The sequence below is a fragment of the Rhodanobacter soli genome, from assembly GCF_040548735.1.
Lineage (GTDB): Bacteria > Pseudomonadota > Gammaproteobacteria > Xanthomonadales > Rhodanobacteraceae > Rhodanobacter > Rhodanobacter soli_A.
The window spans coordinates 505,453-524,484 of the sequence record NZ_JBEPSD010000003.1; the positions used below are offsets into that span (position 1 = coordinate 505,453).

20 protein-coding genes are annotated in these 19,032 nt (G+C 68.5%); all 20 read left to right on the forward strand.

Annotated elements, in window-relative coordinates; genetic code table 11:
- The first annotated feature begins 2 nt into the window (after window positions 1–2).
- On the forward strand, window positions 3–992 hold the full coding sequence (gene fliG, locus ABIE04_RS16260) for a flagellar motor switch protein FliG (protein WP_354552787.1): 990 nt from the start codon (window positions 3–5) through the stop codon (window positions 990–992).
- Window positions 992–1,621, forward strand: coding sequence for a FliH/SctL family protein (locus tag ABIE04_RS16265; protein ID WP_354552601.1), 630 nt, complete (start codon window positions 992–994; stop codon window positions 1,619–1,621). The genes fliG and ABIE04_RS16265 overlap by 1 nt, the downstream gene beginning before the upstream one ends.
- On the forward strand, window positions 1,618–2,985 hold the full coding sequence (gene fliI / locus ABIE04_RS16270) for a flagellar protein export ATPase FliI (protein WP_354552603.1): 1,368 nt from the start codon (window positions 1,618–1,620) through the stop codon (window positions 2,983–2,985). The genes ABIE04_RS16265 and fliI overlap by 4 nt, the downstream gene beginning before the upstream one ends.
- A complete protein-coding gene (gene fliJ, locus ABIE04_RS16275; protein ID WP_354552605.1) occupies window positions 2,982–3,407 on the forward strand; it encodes a flagellar export protein FliJ in 426 nt (141 codons plus the stop codon). Before fliI ends, fliJ begins: the two co-directional genes overlap by 4 nt.
- Window positions 3,408–3,508: 101 nt before the next feature.
- Window positions 3,509–4,633, forward strand: coding sequence for a flagellar hook-length control protein FliK (locus ABIE04_RS16280; RefSeq protein WP_354552607.1), 1,125 nt, complete (start codon window positions 3,509–3,511; stop codon window positions 4,631–4,633).
- Window positions 4,634–4,911: 278 nt separating this feature from the next.
- Window positions 4,912–5,412, forward strand: a complete 501-nt coding sequence (locus ABIE04_RS16285; RefSeq protein ID WP_354552609.1) for a flagellar basal body-associated FliL family protein — start codon at window positions 4,912–4,914, stop codon at window positions 5,410–5,412.
- 14 nt (window positions 5,413–5,426) lie between these two features.
- Window positions 5,427–6,443, forward strand: coding sequence for a flagellar motor switch protein FliM (gene fliM, locus ABIE04_RS16290; protein ID WP_354552611.1), 1,017 nt, complete (start codon window positions 5,427–5,429; stop codon window positions 6,441–6,443).
- The gene (fliN, locus tag ABIE04_RS16295; protein ID WP_056390448.1) at window positions 6,440–6,787 is read left to right on the forward strand and encodes a flagellar motor switch protein FliN; all 348 of its coding nucleotides are present in this window, start codon (window positions 6,440–6,442) and stop codon (window positions 6,785–6,787) included. Before fliM ends, fliN begins: the two co-directional genes overlap by 4 nt.
- Window positions 6,787–7,179: a FliO/MopB family protein gene (locus ABIE04_RS16300; protein WP_354552613.1), complete on the forward strand. Its 393-nt coding sequence runs from the start codon at window positions 6,787–6,789 to the stop codon at window positions 7,177–7,179. The genes fliN and ABIE04_RS16300 overlap by 1 nt, the downstream gene beginning before the upstream one ends.
- A complete protein-coding gene (gene fliP, locus ABIE04_RS16305) occupies window positions 7,176–7,925 on the forward strand; it encodes a flagellar type III secretion system pore protein FliP (protein ID WP_354552616.1) in 750 nt (249 codons plus the stop codon). Before ABIE04_RS16300 ends, fliP begins: the two co-directional genes overlap by 4 nt.
- A gap of 862 nt (window positions 7,926–8,787) precedes the next feature.
- The gene (gene fliQ / locus ABIE04_RS16310; RefSeq protein WP_007506969.1) at window positions 8,788–9,057 is read left to right on the forward strand and encodes a flagellar biosynthesis protein FliQ; all 270 of its coding nucleotides are present in this window, start codon (window positions 8,788–8,790) and stop codon (window positions 9,055–9,057) included.
- Window positions 9,054–9,824, forward strand: a complete 771-nt coding sequence (gene fliR, locus ABIE04_RS16315) for a flagellar biosynthetic protein FliR (protein WP_354552619.1) — start codon at window positions 9,054–9,056, stop codon at window positions 9,822–9,824. The genes fliQ and fliR overlap by 4 nt, the downstream gene beginning before the upstream one ends.
- A 5-nt stretch (window positions 9,825–9,829) precedes the next feature.
- On the forward strand, window positions 9,830–10,966 hold the full coding sequence (gene flhB / locus ABIE04_RS16320) for a flagellar biosynthesis protein FlhB (protein WP_354552621.1): 1,137 nt from the start codon (window positions 9,830–9,832) through the stop codon (window positions 10,964–10,966).
- Between the two features lie 15 nt (window positions 10,967–10,981).
- Window positions 10,982–13,075: a flagellar biosynthesis protein FlhA gene (gene flhA / locus ABIE04_RS16325; RefSeq protein ID WP_354552623.1), complete on the forward strand. Its 2,094-nt coding sequence runs from the start codon at window positions 10,982–10,984 to the stop codon at window positions 13,073–13,075.
- Between the two features lie 22 nt (window positions 13,076–13,097).
- The gene (gene flhF, locus ABIE04_RS16330; RefSeq protein WP_354552625.1) at window positions 13,098–14,366 is read left to right on the forward strand and encodes a flagellar biosynthesis protein FlhF; all 1,269 of its coding nucleotides are present in this window, start codon (window positions 13,098–13,100) and stop codon (window positions 14,364–14,366) included.
- Window positions 14,367–14,380: 14 nt separating this feature from the next.
- On the forward strand, window positions 14,381–15,316 hold the full coding sequence (locus tag ABIE04_RS16335; protein WP_354552627.1) for a MinD/ParA family ATP-binding protein: 936 nt from the start codon (window positions 14,381–14,383) through the stop codon (window positions 15,314–15,316).
- Complete coding sequence (locus tag ABIE04_RS16340; protein WP_354552629.1) at window positions 15,313–16,041, forward strand: RNA polymerase sigma factor FliA; 729 nt, start codon at window positions 15,313–15,315, stop codon at window positions 16,039–16,041. The genes ABIE04_RS16335 and ABIE04_RS16340 overlap by 4 nt, the downstream gene beginning before the upstream one ends.
- A gap of 62 nt (window positions 16,042–16,103) precedes the next feature.
- Entirely contained in the window at window positions 16,104–16,511 is a 408-nt protein-coding gene (locus ABIE04_RS16345) for a chemotaxis response regulator CheY (RefSeq protein WP_354552631.1), read from the forward strand.
- A complete protein-coding gene (locus ABIE04_RS16350; RefSeq protein WP_354552633.1) occupies window positions 16,508–17,149 on the forward strand; it encodes a protein phosphatase CheZ in 642 nt (213 codons plus the stop codon). The genes ABIE04_RS16345 and ABIE04_RS16350 overlap by 4 nt, the downstream gene beginning before the upstream one ends.
- A 13-nt stretch (window positions 17,150–17,162) precedes the next feature.
- Window positions 17,163–19,028: a chemotaxis protein CheA gene (locus tag ABIE04_RS16355; protein WP_354552635.1), complete on the forward strand. Its 1,866-nt coding sequence runs from the start codon at window positions 17,163–17,165 to the stop codon at window positions 19,026–19,028.
- Window positions 19,029–19,032 lie beyond the last annotated feature (4 nt).

Genomic DNA, 19,032 nt, shown 5'->3' on the forward strand with positions numbered 1-19,032 from the left:
CCATCAATGGTGCGCAGCGTGCGGCAATCCTGCTGCTGACGCTGGGTGAGCAGGACGCCGCCGAAGTGCTCAAGCACCTCAGTGCCCGCGACGTGCAGGCGGTCGGCACGGCGATGGCGGCGCTCAGCAGCGTATCGCGCGAACATGTCGAGCACGCGCTGGTCAAGCTCAACGAAGACATGGGCCGGCAGACCTCGCTGGGCGTCGGCACCGAGGAATACATTCGCAAGATCCTGGTCAATGCGCTGGGCGAGAACAAGGCCGGCGGGTTGATCGACCGCATCCTGCTCGGCCGCAGCAGCAAGGGGCTGGAGTCGCTCAAGTGGATGGAGAGCCGCGCCATCGCCGAGATGATCAACCAGGAACATCCGCAGATCATCGCGCTGGTGCTGGCGCACCTGGAGCCGGACCAGGCCGCCGAGGTGATCGGCTACCTGCCGCCGCGCGTCCGCTCCGACGCGGTGATGCGCATCGCCACGCTCGACGGCGTGCAGCCGCATGCGCTGAACGAGCTGGACGAGATCATGGAGCGCCAGTTCTCCGGCAACACCAAGAAACTCAAGTCCGCCAACGTCGGCGGGCTGAAGGCCGCCGCCGACATCCTCAACGCGATGGAAACCAGCCGCGAGACCGAATTGATGACGGCGATCCGCAGCCTGGACGAGGCCCTGGGCGGACGCATCGAGGACCTGATGTTTGTGTTCGAGGATCTGGCCGAACTGGACGACCGCGGCATGCAGACCCTGCTGCGCGAAGTGCCGTCGGGAACCCTGATCACGGCGCTGAAGGGCGCCGAGCCGGAGGTGCGCGAGAAGATTTTCGCCAACATGTCCAAGCGCGCCGCCGACATGATGCGCGACGACCTCGAGGTGAAGGGGCCGGTGCGCCTGAGCGAGGTCGATGCGGCGCAGAAGGAAGTGCTGACCATCGCCCGCAAGCTTTCCGATGCCGGGCAGCTCAGCCTCGCTTCCGGCGGGGATGAATACGTCTGATGACCGCTACGACCCACAACGCGGCAGCGGATTTCCAGCGCTGGGAGCTGCCCAACGTGGGCGTCCAGTCGACCGCGTCGAAGGCGGCCAACACGCCGCCGCAACCGACCGTGCGCGAGCTGGCGGCGCTCGAGCAGCAGGCGCGCGAGGAAGGTTATGCGGCGGGCCGCGCCGAAGGATTGGCGGCGGCGCAGCAGCAGCTGCAACAGCGCATGGCCGAGCTCGACGCACTGTATGACGCGGCGGCGCGTCCGTTGCAGGTGCTCGACGAGCAGACCGGGCAGGAGCTGGCGCGCCTGGCCATGGTCGTGGCGCAGCGGGTGATCGCGCATGAGCTGCAGTTGTCACCTGCGCTGGTCATCCAGGCGGTGCGCCAGGCCGCCACCGCCTTGCCGGCCGCCACGCGCGAATTGCGAGTGCACCTGCACCCGGCCGACCTGGCCTTGCTGCGCGAATCGGGCGCCGTCGAAGGCCATTGGCAACTGCTGGCCGATCCCTCACTGAACCGCGGCGACTGCCGTCTGGAGAGCGAACGCTCGCGACTGGACGCGCGGGTGGAAACCCGCCTGGCGGCAATGATCGACGCCGTGCTGGGCGAGGATGCCGATGACGGAGTGGCCGGCGCATGAGCATCGACGCCGTCAACGCCGCCCGGCAGACGCGCTGGCAACAGCAGCTGGCGCGCTGCAGCGACCGTGCCGAAGGCGGGCGCACGCTGGTGGTGGAAGGCAGCCTGCGCCGCGTGGTCGGCCTGACGCTGGAGGCGGAAGGTTGCGAGGCCGCGCTGGGTGCGCGCTGCCTGGTCGATACGGCCGACGGCGCCACGCTCGAGACCGAAGTGGTCGGCTTTGCCGATGAGCGCCTGCTGCTTATGCCGGTGGGCGACATGCATGGCGTGCTGCCGAATGCGCGGGTCCGCCCGTACGCGCGCAGCGGCGGCCTGCCGGTCGGCATGGGCTTGCTGGGCCGGGTGGTCGGTGCCGATGGCGTGCCGCTGGACGGGTTCGGTCCGCTGGAGTCGGACGAACACGCCGCGCTCAAGCGCGAACCGATCAACCCGATGGCACGCAAGCCGATCGACGCGCCGCTGGACGTCGGCGTGCGTGCGATCAACGCGCTGCTTACCGTCGGCCGCGGCCAGCGGCTGGGCCTGTTCGCCGGTTCCGGTGTCGGCAAGTCGACCCTGCTCGGCATGATGACCCGCTACACCAACGCCGACGTGGTGGTGGTCGGCCTGATCGGCGAACGCGGCCGTGAAGTGAAGGAATTCGTCGAACACACGCTGGGCGAGGAAGGGCGGCGGCGCGCGGTGATCGTCGCGGCGCCGGCCGATGCGCCGCCGCTCAAGCGCCTGCGCGGCGCGCAGTACGCCACCGCGATCGCCGAGTGGTTTCGCGACCGCGGCCAGCGCGTGCTGCTGCTGATGGATTCGCTGACCCGCTATGCGCAGGCGCAGCGCGAGATCGCGCTGGCGATCGGCGAGCCGCCGGCGACCAAGGGTTACCCGCCGTCGGTGTTCGCGATGATGCCGGCCCTGGTCGAGCGCGCCGGCAACGACGCCGACGGGCGCGGCTCGATCACCGCGTTCTACACCGTGCTTACCGAGGGCGACGATTATCGCCACGACCCGATTGCCGACGCGGCACGCGCGATTCTGGACGGCCATATCGTGCTGTCGCGCGATCTCGCCGAAGCCGGCCATTACCCGGCCATCGACATCGAGGCATCGATCAGCCGCGTGATGCCGGCGGTGGTGACGCGCGAACACTTGCGCGCGGCGCAGCGTTTCCGCCAGGTCTATTCCGCCTATCGCCAGCAACGCGACCTGATCGCGGTGGGCGCGTACCAGAAGGGTTCCGATCCGCAGGTCGACCAGGCGATCGAGATGTGGCCGCAGCTGCGCGCTTTCCTGCAGCAGGAAGTGGACGAGCCGATGGCGCTTGAAGTGGCGATCGAAAAACTTGATGCCCTCGCCGGGCAGGTGGCCGGATGAACTCGCGTGCGCAGCAACTGCAGCCGGCGGTGGAGCAGGCCCGGCAGCGCAGCGAGGATGCGCTGGCGCAGCTGGCGACGCAGCAGCAACTGCTGGCCAGGGCCGAGCACCAGCTCAGCGAACTACAGCGCTATCGGCAGGAGTATGCGGCGGGCGGTGATGGCGCGCAGAGCGTGGCGGCGCTGCTCAACCGGCAGCAATTCGTGGAACGGATCGACCGGGCGATCCTGCAGCAGGAGGCCGAGGTGGCCCGGCAGAGCCGTCAGTTGGCGCAGGTGCGCGATCACTGGCGGCGTGCGCACGCCCGCGAAAGCGCGCTGGACAGCGTGGTCGCACAGCACCGCGAAGAAGAACGCCGCGCCGCGGACCGCCACGAGCAGGCCGAGGTCGACGAACGCATGCAATACCGGCGGCAGCGATGAAGACCGCGGCCGCCTTGTCGTTGTCCCTCCGGATCGCGCGGTCTCGCCGCACATGCAGCGGCCAGCCGCACGCATTCATTGCCTGAAGGATTGTCTCCGCCATGACCGCTTCCGCACCCGTTACCGCATCCAGCGTCGCCGCGACGGCCGGGTCGCGACCCGCCGCAGCCGCCGAGACGCGCGACGGCGCCGGCACGCCGGGCGGATTCGACAGCCAGTTGCATGCCGCACGGCAACGGCATGACGCCAGAAGCACGAACGACGCATCGAACGATCAGGACGACCGCAGGCACCTGCCGACAGCGCAGCCACCGCTCAAGCCGCCAGCGGATTCCGCACCGCCGGCCGATCCGGGCGTCGTGCCGGCATCGCCACCGGCACCACCGGCGACCGCACAGGCGGCCGAGGCGGTCATGCCGGTGGCGGGCGAGCCGGCGGACAAGGCGGACAAGAGCGAACCGGACGACCAGCCGGCCTCCGCCATGGCAGGCGCCATGCTCGCCCTGCTGGGATCGTCGGTTGCGGGCTTGCCTCCTGTCGCCGGCGGAGCCGCGGCAGTCGCCGGAGCGCTGGCGCAGGCGGGCAAGACCGTGGCCAGCGACGCCAGGGCTGCCGCCATGCTCCAGCTCGGTGCAGCAGGCAGTGCGGCCGCCGCGCCCGTCAACACCATGCCGGTGGCGGCCAGCATGCTGGCGATGGCCCATGCCGTGTTGCCGGCGTCGACCGCTGCCGACAAGGATTCATCGGAGGGACGCGGGCTGGCTGCTGCGCTGCCCGCTCCCGCCGCTGCCACCGCGCCGGTGGCAGCGCATCAGCTGCAGCTGCCGTCGCCGCCCGGGAGCCAGTCGTTCGCCCAGGACCTGGGGCAGCAGGTGGCCTGGCTGGGCGGACAGAACATCAAGCAGGCGCGGATCCGCTTGCACCCCGAGGAACTGGGCTCGCTCGACGTGAGCGTCAGCGTGACGCAAGGGCGTGTCGACGTGGTGTTCAGCGCGCAACACCCCGCGGCGGTCTCGGCCGTGCAGCAGAGCCTGCCGCAGCTGGACCAGATGCTGGCGCGGCACGGCCTTTCGCTCGGCCACACCGAAGTCGGCCAGCACGATCGCGGCGACCGCCGCGGCCATGCCGGAGATGGCGGTATGGCCGCGGTGGACGAGATCGGTGACGTCCATGGCGGCTTGCCCGTGTCGCTGGGCAAGGTCGGCCTGCTCGACGCGTTCGCCTGAGTCCGCACGGAACACCTCGCCGCCGGCTGCGTGGCATGGCCGGTCGTTTTCCCGTTCCCGTGTCGGCGGGGCGGGAGATGGTTTCGCGCTGACGGAAGACCCCGCCGTGATCGCGTCGCGACGACGCCTTGGCAGGCGTCAAGAAAGCGCCGCAAACGGATTTCGCCGGCTGCAAACCAAGCCGGGACAACGTTTCCCGCCGATGGCACGCGGTTTGCTTTTGCAATGGTGAGCGCGCCAGCGTGCGTGCCTTTCAATCATTGCAGATCGAGGTTTCCATGGTCGATGACGGACAAACCGGTGAGGTGGTCGACACCCCGCCGGAGCGCAAGAGCCGCAAGTTGCCGGTGATCGCGGTGTCGGCGGTTCTGCTGCTGGCGCTGGGCATCGGCGGCTATGCCTGGCAGTCAGGCCAGTCCGTGCCGGCCGGGGCCGGCAAGTCGACGCCGAAGGTTGTGGGCGTCGAACTCTACCTGCCGCTGGACCCGGCTTTCGTGGTGAATTTCCGCGATGCCGAATCGCTGCGCTACCTGCAGGTCGGGGTCACCCTGATGTCGCACGACCCCGCGGCGATCGAGGTGGCCAAGGCTGCCGACCCGGTGATCCGCGATGCGCTGGTGGCGCTGTTCAGCAACCAGGACTTCACGATCATCAGCGATGCCGCCGGGCGCCAGAAGCTCCAGGGCGAGGCGCTCGCCGCGGTGCGCAAGATCGTCCGTGCGCGGCTCGGCCGCCCCGGCATCGACGCGTTGTACTTCACCAGTTTCGTGATGCAGTAAGGGACGCCGCGCGCATGAGCGATCTGCTTTCCCAGGACGAAATCGACGCGCTGCTGGATGGCGTAAGCGGTGGCGCGGTGGCCACCGGCGGCGACGAGCCGTTGCCGAGCGATGCGGTGATCACGTACGACTTCACCCAGCAGGACCGCATCGTGCGGGGACGCCTGCCCACGCTGGAAATGGTCAATGACCGTTTCGCGCGGTTTTTCCGCGCGGCGATCTTCAACGTGCTGCGCAAGACCTGCGAGGTCTCGGTGCTGGGCGTGAAGATGGTCAAGTTCGCCGAATACGTGCACAGCCTGGCGGTGCCGAGCAACCTGAACCTGGTGCGCATCAAGCCGCTGCGCGGCACCGCGTTGGTGGTGTTCGAGCCGCGCCTGGTGTTCACCGTGATCGACAACTTCTTCGGCGGCGATGGGCGCTTTCACGCCCGCATCGAGGGCCGCGACTTCACTGCCACCGAGAACCGCGTGATCCAGATCATGCTGGAAGAACTGTTCGGTGCGATGACCGAAGCGTGGGCTCCGGTGCTGGAACTGCAGTTCGATTACCAGAACTCCGAGATCAACCCGCAGTTCGCCAACATCGTCAGCCCGACCGAGACGGTGGTGGTGTCGCGCTTCCACGTCGAACTCGACGGCGGCGGCGGCGAGATCCACCTGACCTTGCCCTACGCGATGGTCGAGCCGATCCGCACGCTGCTCGACGCCGGTGTGCAGAGCGACCGGGTCGACCGCGACGATCGCTGGGCCGAGTTGCTGCAGGAAGAGGTGCTCGATGCGGAAGTGGGCCTGAGCTCGCTGCTGCTCGAGGCGCAGCTGAGCCTGGGCGAGTTCCTGCGCCTGCGCCCCGGCGACGTGATCCCGGTGCAACTGCCGGAACTGGCCACCGTCTATGCCGAGGACGTGCCGGTATTCCGCGGCCGTTACGGCCAGTCCAACGGCTGCAACGCCGTACGTTTCCATGTCCAGGCCGGTCGCCGCGAAAGACGCTCGGCCGGCGACCATTTCCCAGAGAAGAATCCCGCATGAGCCAGCACAGCGATAGCGCGTTCGCCGACACCGCCTCCCGCGTCGAACTTGATCCCCTGCACGGCGTCGCCGCGGATGGCGGCGAGGTCAACCTCGACATGATCCTCGACGTGCCGGTGACCCTGGCCATGGAAGTCGGGCGCACCCGAATCAGCATCCGCAACCTGCTGCAGCTGAACCAGGGCTCGGTGGTGGAGCTCGACCGTGCCGCCGGCGAGCCGCTGGACGTGTTCGTCAACGGCACCCTGGTGGCGCACGGCGAGGTGGTGGTGATCAACGAGAAGTTCGGCATCCGCCTGACTGACGTGATCAGTCCGGCCGAACGCGTGCGCAAGCTGCGCTGATGGGCACCCTGGCCCTCATGCTTGCCGCCGCGCCGGCGGCCGTGCCGGAATTCAATGCCGCCGGCGAACTCGTGCGCGTGGTGCTGAGCCTGCTGGGCATCATCGGGCTGATCCTGGCGGCCGGCTGGCTCACCCGGCGGATGCAGCGCCGCCATGGCGTGGCCGGACGGCGCATCCGTTGCGTGGAGACGTTTGCGGTGGGCGCGCGCGAGCGACTGCTGCTGCTCGATGCCGATGGCAAGCGCCTGCTGATCGGCATGGGGCCGGGCGGCATGCGCACGCTGCACGTCTACGACGGCGCGCCGGCCGAACCTGTCGCGATCGAACAACCTGCCGCTCCGCCGCTGCCCGCGTTCGGCGAACTGCTGGCACGCTGGAAGCGCAGCGCATGAAGACGTGGCGCTGGATCGTCGCCGGGTCGCTGCTGCTGTTGCCGCTGGCGGCACTGGCGGCGCCGCCGCCGGGCATTCCGCTGGTCAACGTGCAGAACGTGCCCGGTGGCGGCCAGAGCTGGACGCTGTCGCTGCAGGTACTGGCGCTGATGACGGCGCTGACGCTGCTGCCGGCGATCGCGCTGATGATGACCTCGTTCACCCGCATCATCATCGTGCTCGGTTTCCTGCGCCAGGCGCTGGGCACGCAATCGACCCCGCCGAACCAGGTGCTGCTGGGGCTGGCGTTGTTCCTCACCCTGTTCGTGATGTCGCCGGTGCTCAACCGCGCCTACGCCGACGGTGTGAAGCCTTATATGGACGGCCAGCTCGCCGCCGAGCAGGCGCTGCCGGCGGCCTCGGCGCCGTTCAAGCAGTTCATGCTCGACCAGACGCGCGAGGCCGACCTGGCGCTGTTCACCCGGCTGGCCGGCGAAAAGCCCTACGCGGGCAAGGCCGACGTGCCGTTCAAGGTGGCGATGCCGGCGTTCCTCACCAGCGAGCTGAAGACCGCGTTCCAGATGGGCTTCCTGCTGTTCATCCCGTTCCTGATCATCGACCTGGTGGTGGCCAGCGTGTTGATGTCGATGGGCATGATGATGGTCTCGCCGATGATCATCTCGCTACCGTTCAAGATCATGCTGTTCGTGCTGGTGGACGGCTGGACGCTGCTGCTCGGCACGCTGGCGGGGAGTTTCTACACGTGACCGCGCTCCGGCTGGCCGCCAGGGATTTTCGCTCCACCGCAGCTGTAGGAGCGCGCTTGCGCTCGATGCTCTTGCTTGGCCGGGGGCAGGGCCTTCAGAGCAAGAGCTTTCGTCTGCCTTCGGCAGCCGAGTTACTTTCTCTTTGCGTGGCCAAAGAGAAAGTAACCCAAGAGAAAGGCCACCCCGATGGCGCGCCCTGCGGGCATCCTGCCCTCCGGGTGCGCGGGTGGGCTACGGGGTTTTTCGACAGCACATCCTGTGCTGGCGAAAAACTGGCCGGCATCCTTGCCGGCCACCCTGCGGGCTTTCCTTCGCCCACCCGCCGCGCCATAGGGGCCCCGGGTAGAGCAGCGCGCTCCCGGCGCGCACTCTTCGAAGGAGCCGGATCAAGAGCAGAAGCGAAGTCAGAGCAAAGCACCGCTTTGCTGTGGCTTTCGCTCTTTGCTTTTCGGCTTTCCACCGAGTGCGGGCCAGGATGGCCCGCTGCTCTACCCGGGGTCCCTTGTGCGGCGGTGAGTCGGGGTCGACAGGCCGCGCAGCGGGAACCGACAGGGATGTCGGTTCCTTTTCGCACGGGCAGGATGCCCGTTCGAAAAGCCCGGCCCCGGCTCACGGACTTGCCGGGCAGGATGCCCGGCAAGCGCCAAGCGGGGTGTCGTTTTCTCTTGGTTACTTCTCTTTTGGACAAGCAAAAGAGAAGTAACTCGGCCTCCGCAGGAGGACGAAAGCTCTTGCCCCTGAGGTTCTTCGCTTTAAATGCGGTAAGAGCAAGAGCATCGCGCATGGAGTGCGCTCCTACGGGAACAGGAGGGGAGGCGCCCTTCGCCATTCCTTCGGTGAACCGCAACGAAGGTACGTTCGCATGACCCCCGAGTCCATCATGGAGATCGGTCAGCACGCGCTGTACGTGGCGATGCTGGTGGCCGCGCCGCTGCTGCTGACCGCGTTGGCGGTGGGCCTGCTGGTGGGCGTGATCCAGGCGGCCACGCAGATCAACGAGATGACCCTCTCCTTCATCCCCAAGCTGATCGCGATGGCGCTGGTGGCGCTGATCGCCGGGCCGTGGATGCTGCGCCTGCTGGTGCAGTACACCACGCAGCTGATCGAAAGCCTGCCGGGCGCGGTCAGATGACGGCGCTGGACCTGGCGCAGTTGCCGCTGTGGCTTGGCAGCCTGTTCTGGGCGATCGGCAGGGTGAGCGGGCTGTGCCTGGTGGCGCCGGTGTTCAGTGCGACGGTGGTTTCGGCGCGTATCCGCATCGGCGTGGTGGTGGTGCTGTCGCTGGTGCTGGCACCGCTGGCGCCGGTGACGATCGACCCGCTCAGCGGCGACGGCGTGGCGACGATGGCCGGGCAAGTGCTGATCGGCGCGGCGGTGGGGTTCGTGCTGAAGCTGGTGTTCGAGGCGGTGTCGTTCGGCGGCGAGCTGGTGGGGCAGAGCATGAGCCTGGGTTTTGCCGAGGTGGTCAATCCGCAGGCCGGCGGCAGTTCGAATGTGCTGAGCCAGTTCTACCTGCTGCTGGTGACCTTGCTGTTCCTCGCGATGGACGGCCATTTGCGCCTCATCGCGCTGCTTGCCGACAGCTTCCACAGCCTGCCGCCGGGTGTGCCGGCGATCAACGCCAACGGCCTGCACGCGGTGGTCGGCTTCGCGGCGGAGCTGTTTGCCGGCGCCGTGCGCGTTGCCTTGCCGGCGATGACCTCGCTGCTGGTGGTGAACATCGGCTTTGCCGCGATCAGCCGCGCGGCGCCATCGATGAACCTGTTTGCGGTGGGCTTCCCGATCACCGTGTCGCTGGGCTTCATCGCCTTGTGGCTGGCGCTGCGCAGCCTGCCGGGCGCCTTCGAGGCGTTGCAGGATGACGCCTGGTCGCTGATGCGCCAGTTGCTGGGGGGCTGACTGCGATGTCCGACGACAGCGACCAGGAAAAAACCGAACAACCTACCGAAAAGAAGCAGCGCGAATCCCGCGAGAAGGGTGAGGTTCCGCGATCACGCGACCTGTCCGGCGCGATGGTGGTGCTGGCTGGCGTGGCCGCGTTGATGAACAGCGGCGAGAGCGCGTTCCTGCATGCCCGGCAGATCTTCTCGCTGGGCCTGGGCTATTCGCGCGAGGCGCTGTTCACCGATGCGCTGCCGGGGCGCGCGCTGCACGCGGCGATGCACGAGGCGCTCATGCTGTTCGCGCCGGTGGCGGTGGCGACGATGCTGGCCACCCTGGCCGCGCCGCTGCTGCTGGGCGGGCTGAATTTCAGCGCGCAGGCGCTGCAGCCGAAGTTCGAGCGGCTCGATCCGATCAAGGGGCTGGGCAAGATTTTCGCGATGCGCGGTCTGGTCGAGCTGGGCAAGGCGCTGCTGAAGTTGCTGTTCATCGGTGCGGTGCTTGGCCTGCTGCTGCGGCACTGGCAGGGCGAGTTGCAGGCCACCGGCCGCGGCTCGGTCATGGCCGGGATAGCGCAGTCGATCGGCCTGCTCGGCCGCGCCGCGCTGTGGTTCGGCTCGATGCTGGCGCTGATCGGTGGCATCGACGCCCTCTACCAGAAATTCGACCACGCCAAGAACCTGCGCATGACCAAGCAGGAGATCAAGGACGAGATGAAGGAAAGCGAAGGCAACCCCGAGATGAAGGGGCGCATTAGGCAGGTGCAGCAGGCGCAGGCGCGCCGGCGAATGATGGAGGAACTGCCCCAGGCCGACGTGGTGGTGGTCAACCCAACCCACTTTGCTGTGGCCCTGCGCTACGACGACGGCCGCATGGGCGCGCCGCGGGTGATCGCCAAGGGCGTCGACGTGCTGGCTCAGCAGATCCGCCTGGTGGCGGGCTCGCATCGCATCCCCCTGGTCGAGGCGCCGCCGTTGGCACGCGCCTTGTATGCAACGACTGAACTGGGTCGGGAAATTCCCGCCGCACTGTATGTGGCGGTGGCCCAGGTCCTGGCCTACGTCTACCAGCTGAAGCAAGCCGCGGCGCAGGGCGAGACACCACCGGCAGCGCCAACCCCTGAGGTCGATCCCGACCTGATGGGGCCTTACCGCGAATAACGACGAGTCAAATCCATGACGGGTGCAGACGTACTGGGCAACTTCAAACACCTGGCGCGACGTGGCGTTGGCGCACCGGTGATGATGCTGGTGATGCTGGCGATGCTGATGTTGCCGCTGCCGCCGTTCCTGCTCGACATGCTGTTCAGCTTCAACATCGCGCTGTCGCTGGTGATCCTGCTGGCGGTGGTCTACGTGATGCGCCCGTTGGAGTTCGCCGCGTTCCCCACCGTGGTGCTGATGGCCACCCTGCTGCGCCTCGCGCTGAACATCGCCTCCACCCGCGTCGTGCTGCTGCACGGCCATGACGGCCCCGGCGCCGCGGGCAAGGTGATCGAGGCGTTCGGCGAATTCGTCATCGGCGGCAATTTCGCGGTCGGCCTGGTGGTGTTCGCGATCATCACCATCATCAACTTCGTGGTGGTCACCAAGGGCGCCACCCGCGTGTCGGAAGTGACCGCGCGGTTCACCCTGGATGCGATGCCCGGCAAGCAGATGGCGATTGACGCCGACCTCAACGCCGGCCTGCTGACCCAGGAGCAGGCGCGCGAGCGGCGCCAGGAAGTGCGCGAGGAAGCGGACTTCTACGGCTCGATGGACGGCGCCTCGAAATTCGTGCGCGGCGATGCCACCGCCGGCATCCTGATCCTGATCATCAACATCGTCGGCGGCTTCTTCGTCGGCGTGATGCAGCACGGCCTGTCCGCCGGCGAAGCGGCCAAGACCTATACCCTGCTGACCATCGGCGACGGCCTGGTGGCGCAGGTGCCGGCGCTGATGCTGTCGGTGGCCGCGGCGATCATCGTGACCCGCGTGTCGAAGTCGCAGGACATGGGCAAGCAGGTGATCGGCCAGGTGTTCGGCCAGCCGCGTGCGCTCGGCGTGGCGGCAGTGGTGCTGATCGTGATGGGGGTGATCCCCGGCATGCCGAACGTGGCGTTCCTGCTGCTGGGCGCCAGCTGCGGCGGCGCGGCGTGGATGCTGCTCAAGCGCGAGCGCGATACCCGCGCCAAACTGGCGGAGTCGATCGCCGAGAAACCGGTCGCCACTACGCCGACCGAGCGCCTGGAGCTGGGCTGGGAGGACGTGGCCAGCGTCGATCCGCTGGGTCTGGAAGTGGGCTACCGGCTGATCCCGCTGGTCGACGTGCACCAGGGCGGCGAGCTGATGGGACGGATCAAGTCGGTGCGCCGCAAGCTGTCGCAGGAACTGGGCTTCCTGGTGCCGGCGGTGCACATCCGCGACAACCTCGACCTGGGCCCGAACACCTACCGGATCACCCTGATGGGCGTGCCGATGGGCGAGGCCGAGGTGCACAACGAGCGCCTGATGGCGATCAACCCGGGCCAGGTCCACGGCACCCTGCAGGGCATTGCCACGCAGGACCCGGCGTTCGGGCTGGAGGCGGTGTGGATCGAAAGCGGCCAGCGCGAGCTGGCGCAGAGTTACGGCTACACCGTGGTCGACCCGGCCACGGTGATCGCCACGCACCTGTCGCACATCCTGCAGGGCCACGCGCACGAGCTGCTCAGCCACCAGGACGTGCAGCAATTGCTGGACCGGCTCGCCGCCACGGCGCCGAAGCTGGTCGAGGACCTGGTACCCAAGCGGCTGTCGCTCGGCGTGGTGGTCAAGGTGCTGCAGAACCTGCTGGCCGAGCGGGTGCCGATCCGCAACATGCGCAGCATCGTCGAATCCTTGGCGGAGCACGCCGGGCAGAGTCAGGATCCCGGCGTTCTGACCGCCGCCGTACGCGTCGCGCTGGGCCGGCAGATCGTGCAGGAGATCACCGGGCTGGGTACCGAGGTGCCGGTGATCACGCTGGCGCCCGAGCTCGAACAGATCCTGCTGGGCTCGCTGTCCGGCGGCGGTGGCGTGGCCGGCGCTGCGGTGGAACCGGGCTTGGCCGACCGTCTGCAACAGAGCGTGGCCGAGGCTGCGCGCCGGCAGGAATTGAGCGGGGAACCGGCGGTGCTGCTGGTCGCGCCGCTGCTGCGGCCATGGCTCGCACGCTTCACCCGCCACGTGGCACAGAACCTGCACGTACTCGCTTACAACGAAGTGCCCGACAACCGTCGGGTGCGACTGGTACAGGCATTGGGTCGATGAAAAGCCCCGCGCGGAGCAAGCAATGAAGATCAAACGTTTCGTGGCGCCGGACATGCGCCAGGCGATGCGCGAGGTGCGCGAGGAGCAGGGGCCGGAAGCGGTGATCCTGTCCACGCGCCGGCTGGATGAAGGCATCGAGGTGGTTGCCGCGATCGACTACGACGAATCGCTGGTGCGCGAGGCGGCCCGGCACGGCGCACCGCTTGCGGCGGCGCTCGTCGAAGCGGAGGCGGCATCGAAACCGCGCGTCGCGGAGACGGCGCCCGCCGCGCTCCTGGCGCGCCCGCCCGTCGCCGTGGCCGTGCCGCCGCCGTTGTCCCCGGCGAACGACATGCCGGCGATGCGTCCGCTGGTGGAACAGGCCGCGCAGGACACAGCGCAGATGCGCAGCGAACTGGGCAGCCTGCGCGAGATGCTGGAAATGCAGTTGTCCAGCCTGGCCTGGAACGACATGGAGCGGCGTCAGCCGCTGCGCGCGCGGGTGCTGCGCGAGATGACGCGGCTGGGCATCGAAGCCGACGTGGCGCGGGCGCTGGTGGCCGAGCTGCCCGACCAGATCAGTGCCGAACAGGCGCGCTACCTGCCGCTGGGCATGCTCAGCCGCAGCCTGACGGTGAGCGGCCGCGACCTGTGCGGCGACGACAGCGGGGTCATCGCGCTGGTGGGGCCGACCGGCGTGGGCAAGACCACCACCATCGCCAAGCTGGCGGCCCGCGCGGTCATGCGCCATGGCGCCGACCGGGTGGCGCTGGTCAGCACCGATCACTACCGCATCGGTGCCGCCGCGCAGCTGGAACATTACGGCCGGCTGCTCGGCGCGCGGGTCTATCCGGCCTACGACGCGGCAAGCCTGCGCAAGGTGCTGGAGATGTTGCGCGGCAGCCATACCGTGCTGATCGATACCGCCGGCGTCGCCGGCAGTGATCCGCGGCTCACCCAGCAACTGGAAATTCTGGCCGATGCCAGCGGCCTGCGTGCCTGCCTGGTATTGGCGGCGAACGCGCAGTCGCAGGCGCTGGACGAAGCGGTGCGCGCGTACCTGCCGCTGAAGCCGCACGCCTGCATCCTGACCAAGCTGGACGAAGCCCCGGCGCTGGGCGGCGCGTTGTCGGTGCTGATCCGCCACCGGCTGCCGCTGGACTACACCACCGACGGCCAGCGCGTGCCCGAGGACATCGCCACGGCGGATGCGCGCGTGCTGGTATGCCGCGCCGCGCAGTCGCTGAAAAGCCAGATACCTGACGACGGCCTGATGGCCGAGCGCTTCGGCTTCGCGGTGGCAAGCGCATGAGTGGAGTATTGGCAATGGACCAGGCTTTCGGGCTGAAGCAGATGTTGTCGGCCATGAGCAGCCGGCCCGCGGCGGACGTGCCGTCCGCCCACCAGGCCAGCAGCCTGCTGGCCGCCGCACCTGCCACCCGCCGGCATTGCCGCACCATCGCCGTGGCCGGCGGCAAGGGCGGCGTCGGCAAGAGCACGGTGGCGGTGAACCTGGGCATGTCGCTGTCGATGGCCGGACATGACGTGGTGCTGCTGGATGCCGACATGGGTCTGGCCAACGTCGACGTGATGCTGGGCCTCACGCCGTCGCGCCACGTGGGTCACCTGCTTGACGGCGAGTGCACGTTGGAAGAATTGATGCTGCCCGCGCCGCGCGGCCTGCGGGTAGTGCCGGCCGGTTCCGGCGCGCGCCGGCTGGCGCAGCTGGACAACGGCGAGCACGCGGCGATCATCCGCGCGTTCGACGAACTGGTGCAGCCGCCCGAATACCTGCTGGTGGATACCGCCGCCGGCCTCTCGGACAACGTGACGATGTTCGCCGCGGCCGCCGCCGAGGTGATCGTGGTGGTGTGCGACGAACCGGCGTCGCTGACCGATGCCTACGGCCTGACCAAGGTGCTCAGCCGCGATTTCGGCGTGCGGCGCATCCGCATGGTCGCCAACATGGTGCGCAACGAGGGCGACGCGCGGGCGTTGCATCAGAAGCTGGCGCGGGTCAGCGACCGTTTCCTTGACGTGGTGATCGAGTTCGGCGGCTGGGTGCCGCACGACGAGCGCCTGCGCCAGGCCATTCGCCGACAGTGCGCGGTCGTCGACCTGTGGCCGTCGAGTCATTCCGCGCTGGCATTCAAGCAATTGGCGGGTGCGGTCGATAAGTGGGTGGAGCCCGACCGCGCGGGTCTCGACCGGATTGCTTTTTTTGGTGGCCGGACAACACCGGTGGGTGGGGTGCCGAGATGAGCGTGGCTTCGGAATATCTGCAACTTTCCCGCGAGAGTGCCGACGAACTGGTGCGTCGGCACGCGCCGTTGGTCCGGAGGATCGCCTATCACCTGATGGGGCGATTGCCGGCCAGTGTCGACGTGGGCGACCTGATCCAGGCAGGAATGATCGGTTTGCTGGAGGCGGCACGTCACTTCGCCCTCGATCGCGGGGCCAGCTTCGAGACGTATGCGGGCATCCGCATTCGTGGCGCCATGCTGGACGAATTGCGCCGCACCGACTGGACCCCGCGTTCGGTGCATCGCAAGACCCGCGAAGTGGCCGAGGTGATCCGCCAGATCGAGACCGAGACCGGCGCCGAGGCCGACGACGCCGAAGTCATGCGTCGGCTGGGCATCAGCGCGGAGGAGTACCACCAGGTGCTCGCCGACGCGGCCTGCGTGCGCCTGCTCAGCCTCACCGCGTCAGATGACGGCGAGGAAAGCACGGTGCTCGACGTGGTCGACGAAGGCAGCCTGGGGCCATCGGAGAACATCGAGCGCGACGGCATGCGCGAGGCGCTGGCCGAGGCGATCGGCGGCCTGCCCGAGCGCGAGCAGATGGTGATGTCGCTGTATTACGAACAGGAATTGAACCTCAAGGAGATCGGCGCCGTGCTCGGCGTGAGCGAGTCGCGCGTCTGCCAGATCCATGGACAGGCGGTCATCCGGCTTCGCGCACGGCTCACCGGCTGGCGCAGTTGATCCAGTAACCCATTGAATCCCCGCGGCCGGACCTCGGCCTGTACCGCACGTGGAGAAAGCGTTTGGACAAGAACATGAAAATCCTGGTGGTGGACGATTTTTCCACCATGCGGCGGATCGTCCGCAACCTGCTGGTCGAGCTGGGTTTCAGCAACCCGCTGATCCAGGAGGCCGACGACGGCGAGAACGCGCTGGTGCTGCTGCGCAGCCAGCCGTTCGACCTGGTGGTGACCGACTGGAACATGCCCAACATGACCGGCATCGACCTGCTGCGCGCGATCCGCGCGGAAGACTCGCTGAAAGGCCTGCCGGTGCTGATGGTCACGGCCGAGAACAACCGCGACCAGATCATCGCCGCCGCGCAGGCCGGCGTGAACGGCTACATCGTCAAGCCGTTCACCGCGGTCACCCTCAAGGAAAAGCTCACCAAGATCTTCGAACGGATCGCCGCCAGCGGAGTCAGCGCATGAATCTCTCTTCCCCCCTCGCCATCGACGATACGCTGCCGACCGAACTGCGCGAACTGCTGAACAGTCCCGACGGCCCGGCGTTCGAGCAGGCGCTGGACGTGATGGTGCGCCAGCGCGAACAGCGCCTGTTCCGTGCGCTCGGCCAGCTGGCCCGCGACCTGCACGACGCGGTGCGCCGGCTCGGCGGCGAACTGACCCAGGAAGGCGTGCCCGGCATCGTGGCCGACGCGCGCCAGCATCTGCAGGATGCATTGGAGATGAGCGCGCAGGCCGCGCATCGCAGCCTCGATTTCGCCGAGCGCATGCGGCCCCAGGCCGAATCGCTGACGCGCAATGCCGGCCAGGTGCTCGAGTGGACGAACGGCAACGATGCCGCCGCCGTACTGGCGCGCGAGGCCGTGGCGTTCGCCGGCAGCTGCCGCGACGGCCTCGCCGACATGGTGCTGGCGCAGTCGTGGCAGGACCTGACCGGACAGCGCATCAAGAAGGTCGCCAGCTTCATCGGCACGGTCGAATCGTCGCTGCTGGAGCTGGTGCGCCTGACCGGCGCACTGGCCGGCAGCGAGGCGCCGGCCAGCGCGGTCAAGGTGTCCAGCCAGGAAGATGCCGACCGCCTGCTCAGCGAATTCGGGTTTTGACGAGAACCTGGGGATGAATGCGGAATTCGACAGCGAGCTGCGCCAGGATTTCCTGGTCGAGGCGGGTGAACTGCTGCAGCGACTGGGCGAGCAGCTGGTCGGGCTGGAAGCGGCGCCGGGTGATGGCGAACTGCTGAATGCGGTGTTCCGCGCCTTCCACACCGTCAAGGGCGGCGCCGGGTTCCTGGCGCTCGAACCGATGGTGTTGCTGTGCCACCACGCCGAGGACCTGCTCAACGAGGCCCGCAACGGCAAGGTGGTACTCGGCGCCATCCACATGGATGCGTTGCTCGAGGCGCTCGACCTGCTCAACGACATGATGGCGGCGGTGAGCGCCGGGGCGCCGCTGGGCGTGCCGCCGGCGGCGCTGCTGGAATCGCTGTTGCCGGGAACCCGGCCGGCCCCGGTCGTCGTGCCAGCGGCCGCTCCGGCGCCGTCGGCGGATGGTGGCGCGATCGACGACAGCGAGTTCGAGGCCCTGCTGGACAGCATGTACGGCAGCGCCGCTCCGGGCACCGTTACGCCGGCACCGTTGCCGGCCACGTCCGCGACGATCGACGACGACGAATTCGAGGCCTTGCTGGACGCCTTGCACGGCAAGGCCGAGCAGCCGGCCGCGGCAGCCACGATGGCGCCGGCAGCGGTGGCCGAAACGGCTGCGGCGAAACCTGCCGCCGCCGCGGCGACGCATCAGGCGGCACCGGTAGAGAACACCGTGCGGGTCGATACCGCGCGCCTGGACGTTCTGGTCAACCATGCCGGCGAACTGGTGCTGGTGCGCAATCGCCTGCTCAGCCTGGCCGCACGCAACGGCAGCGAGGCCCTGGTCGCTGCGGCCAACGAGCTGGACCGGGTCACCGACGAATTGCAGACCGCCGTCATGGGCATGCGCATGCAGCCGGTGGGCCGGCTGTTCCAGCGCTTCCCGCGGATCGTGCGCGACCTGGCACGCCAGCTCGGCAAGGAAGTGGAGCTGGTGCTGGAAGGCGAGGGCACCGACCTCGATCGCAGCCTGGTCGAGGCGCTGGCCGATCCGCTGATCCACCTGCTGCGCAACGCGCTCGATCACGGCGTGGAGATGCCTGGCGAGCGCGAGCTTGCGGGCAAGCCGCGCAAGGGTCGGGTATGCCTGTCGGCCAGCCAGCGCGGCGAGCGCATCGTGATCGCGGTGAGCGACGACGGCCGCGGCATGGACCCGGACATCCTGCGCCGCAAGGCGGTGGAGAAAGGGGTGATCGATGCCGTGCAGGCCTCGCGGCTGAGCGAAGGCGAATGCTACGAATTGATCTTCCGCCCCGGCTTCAGCACCGCCGCGGCGGTTTCCGACATCTCCGGCCGCGGGGTCGGCATGGACGTGGTGAAGACGCGCGTGGCCGAGCTCGGCGGCACCTTGCAGGTGCACTCGAGCCTGGGTGGTGGCAGCGAGCTGGAACTGACCGTGCCGCTGACCCTGGCGGTGTTGCGCGTGCTGATGGTGCGCGTGGACATGCGCCTGCTCGCGCTGCCGATGTGCAACGTGGAGGAGGTGTTCGAACTCGACGACGGCCAGGACTCCCTGCTGGACGGCCGCCTGGTCGCCCGGCACCGCGGCCGCGCCCTGCCGCTGGTCAACCTGGTCGGCTGGGCCGGCGCGGTGGCGGCCGCCGGCCGCCACGTGGCGGTGCTGCACATCGGCCACCAGCGGCTGGGCTGCCTGGTGCATGAGGTGCTCGGTCGCGAGGACGTCATCGTCAAGCCGCTCGGTCCCCTGTTCGACGGCGTGCCTGGCATCGCCGGGGCCACCGTCACCGGCGATGGCCGGCTGGCGCTGGTGATGGACCTGGCCGGCCTGGCCAGCGATGCCGGGCAACTTTCCACTTCACTGCAACTGACCGGCTGACCGC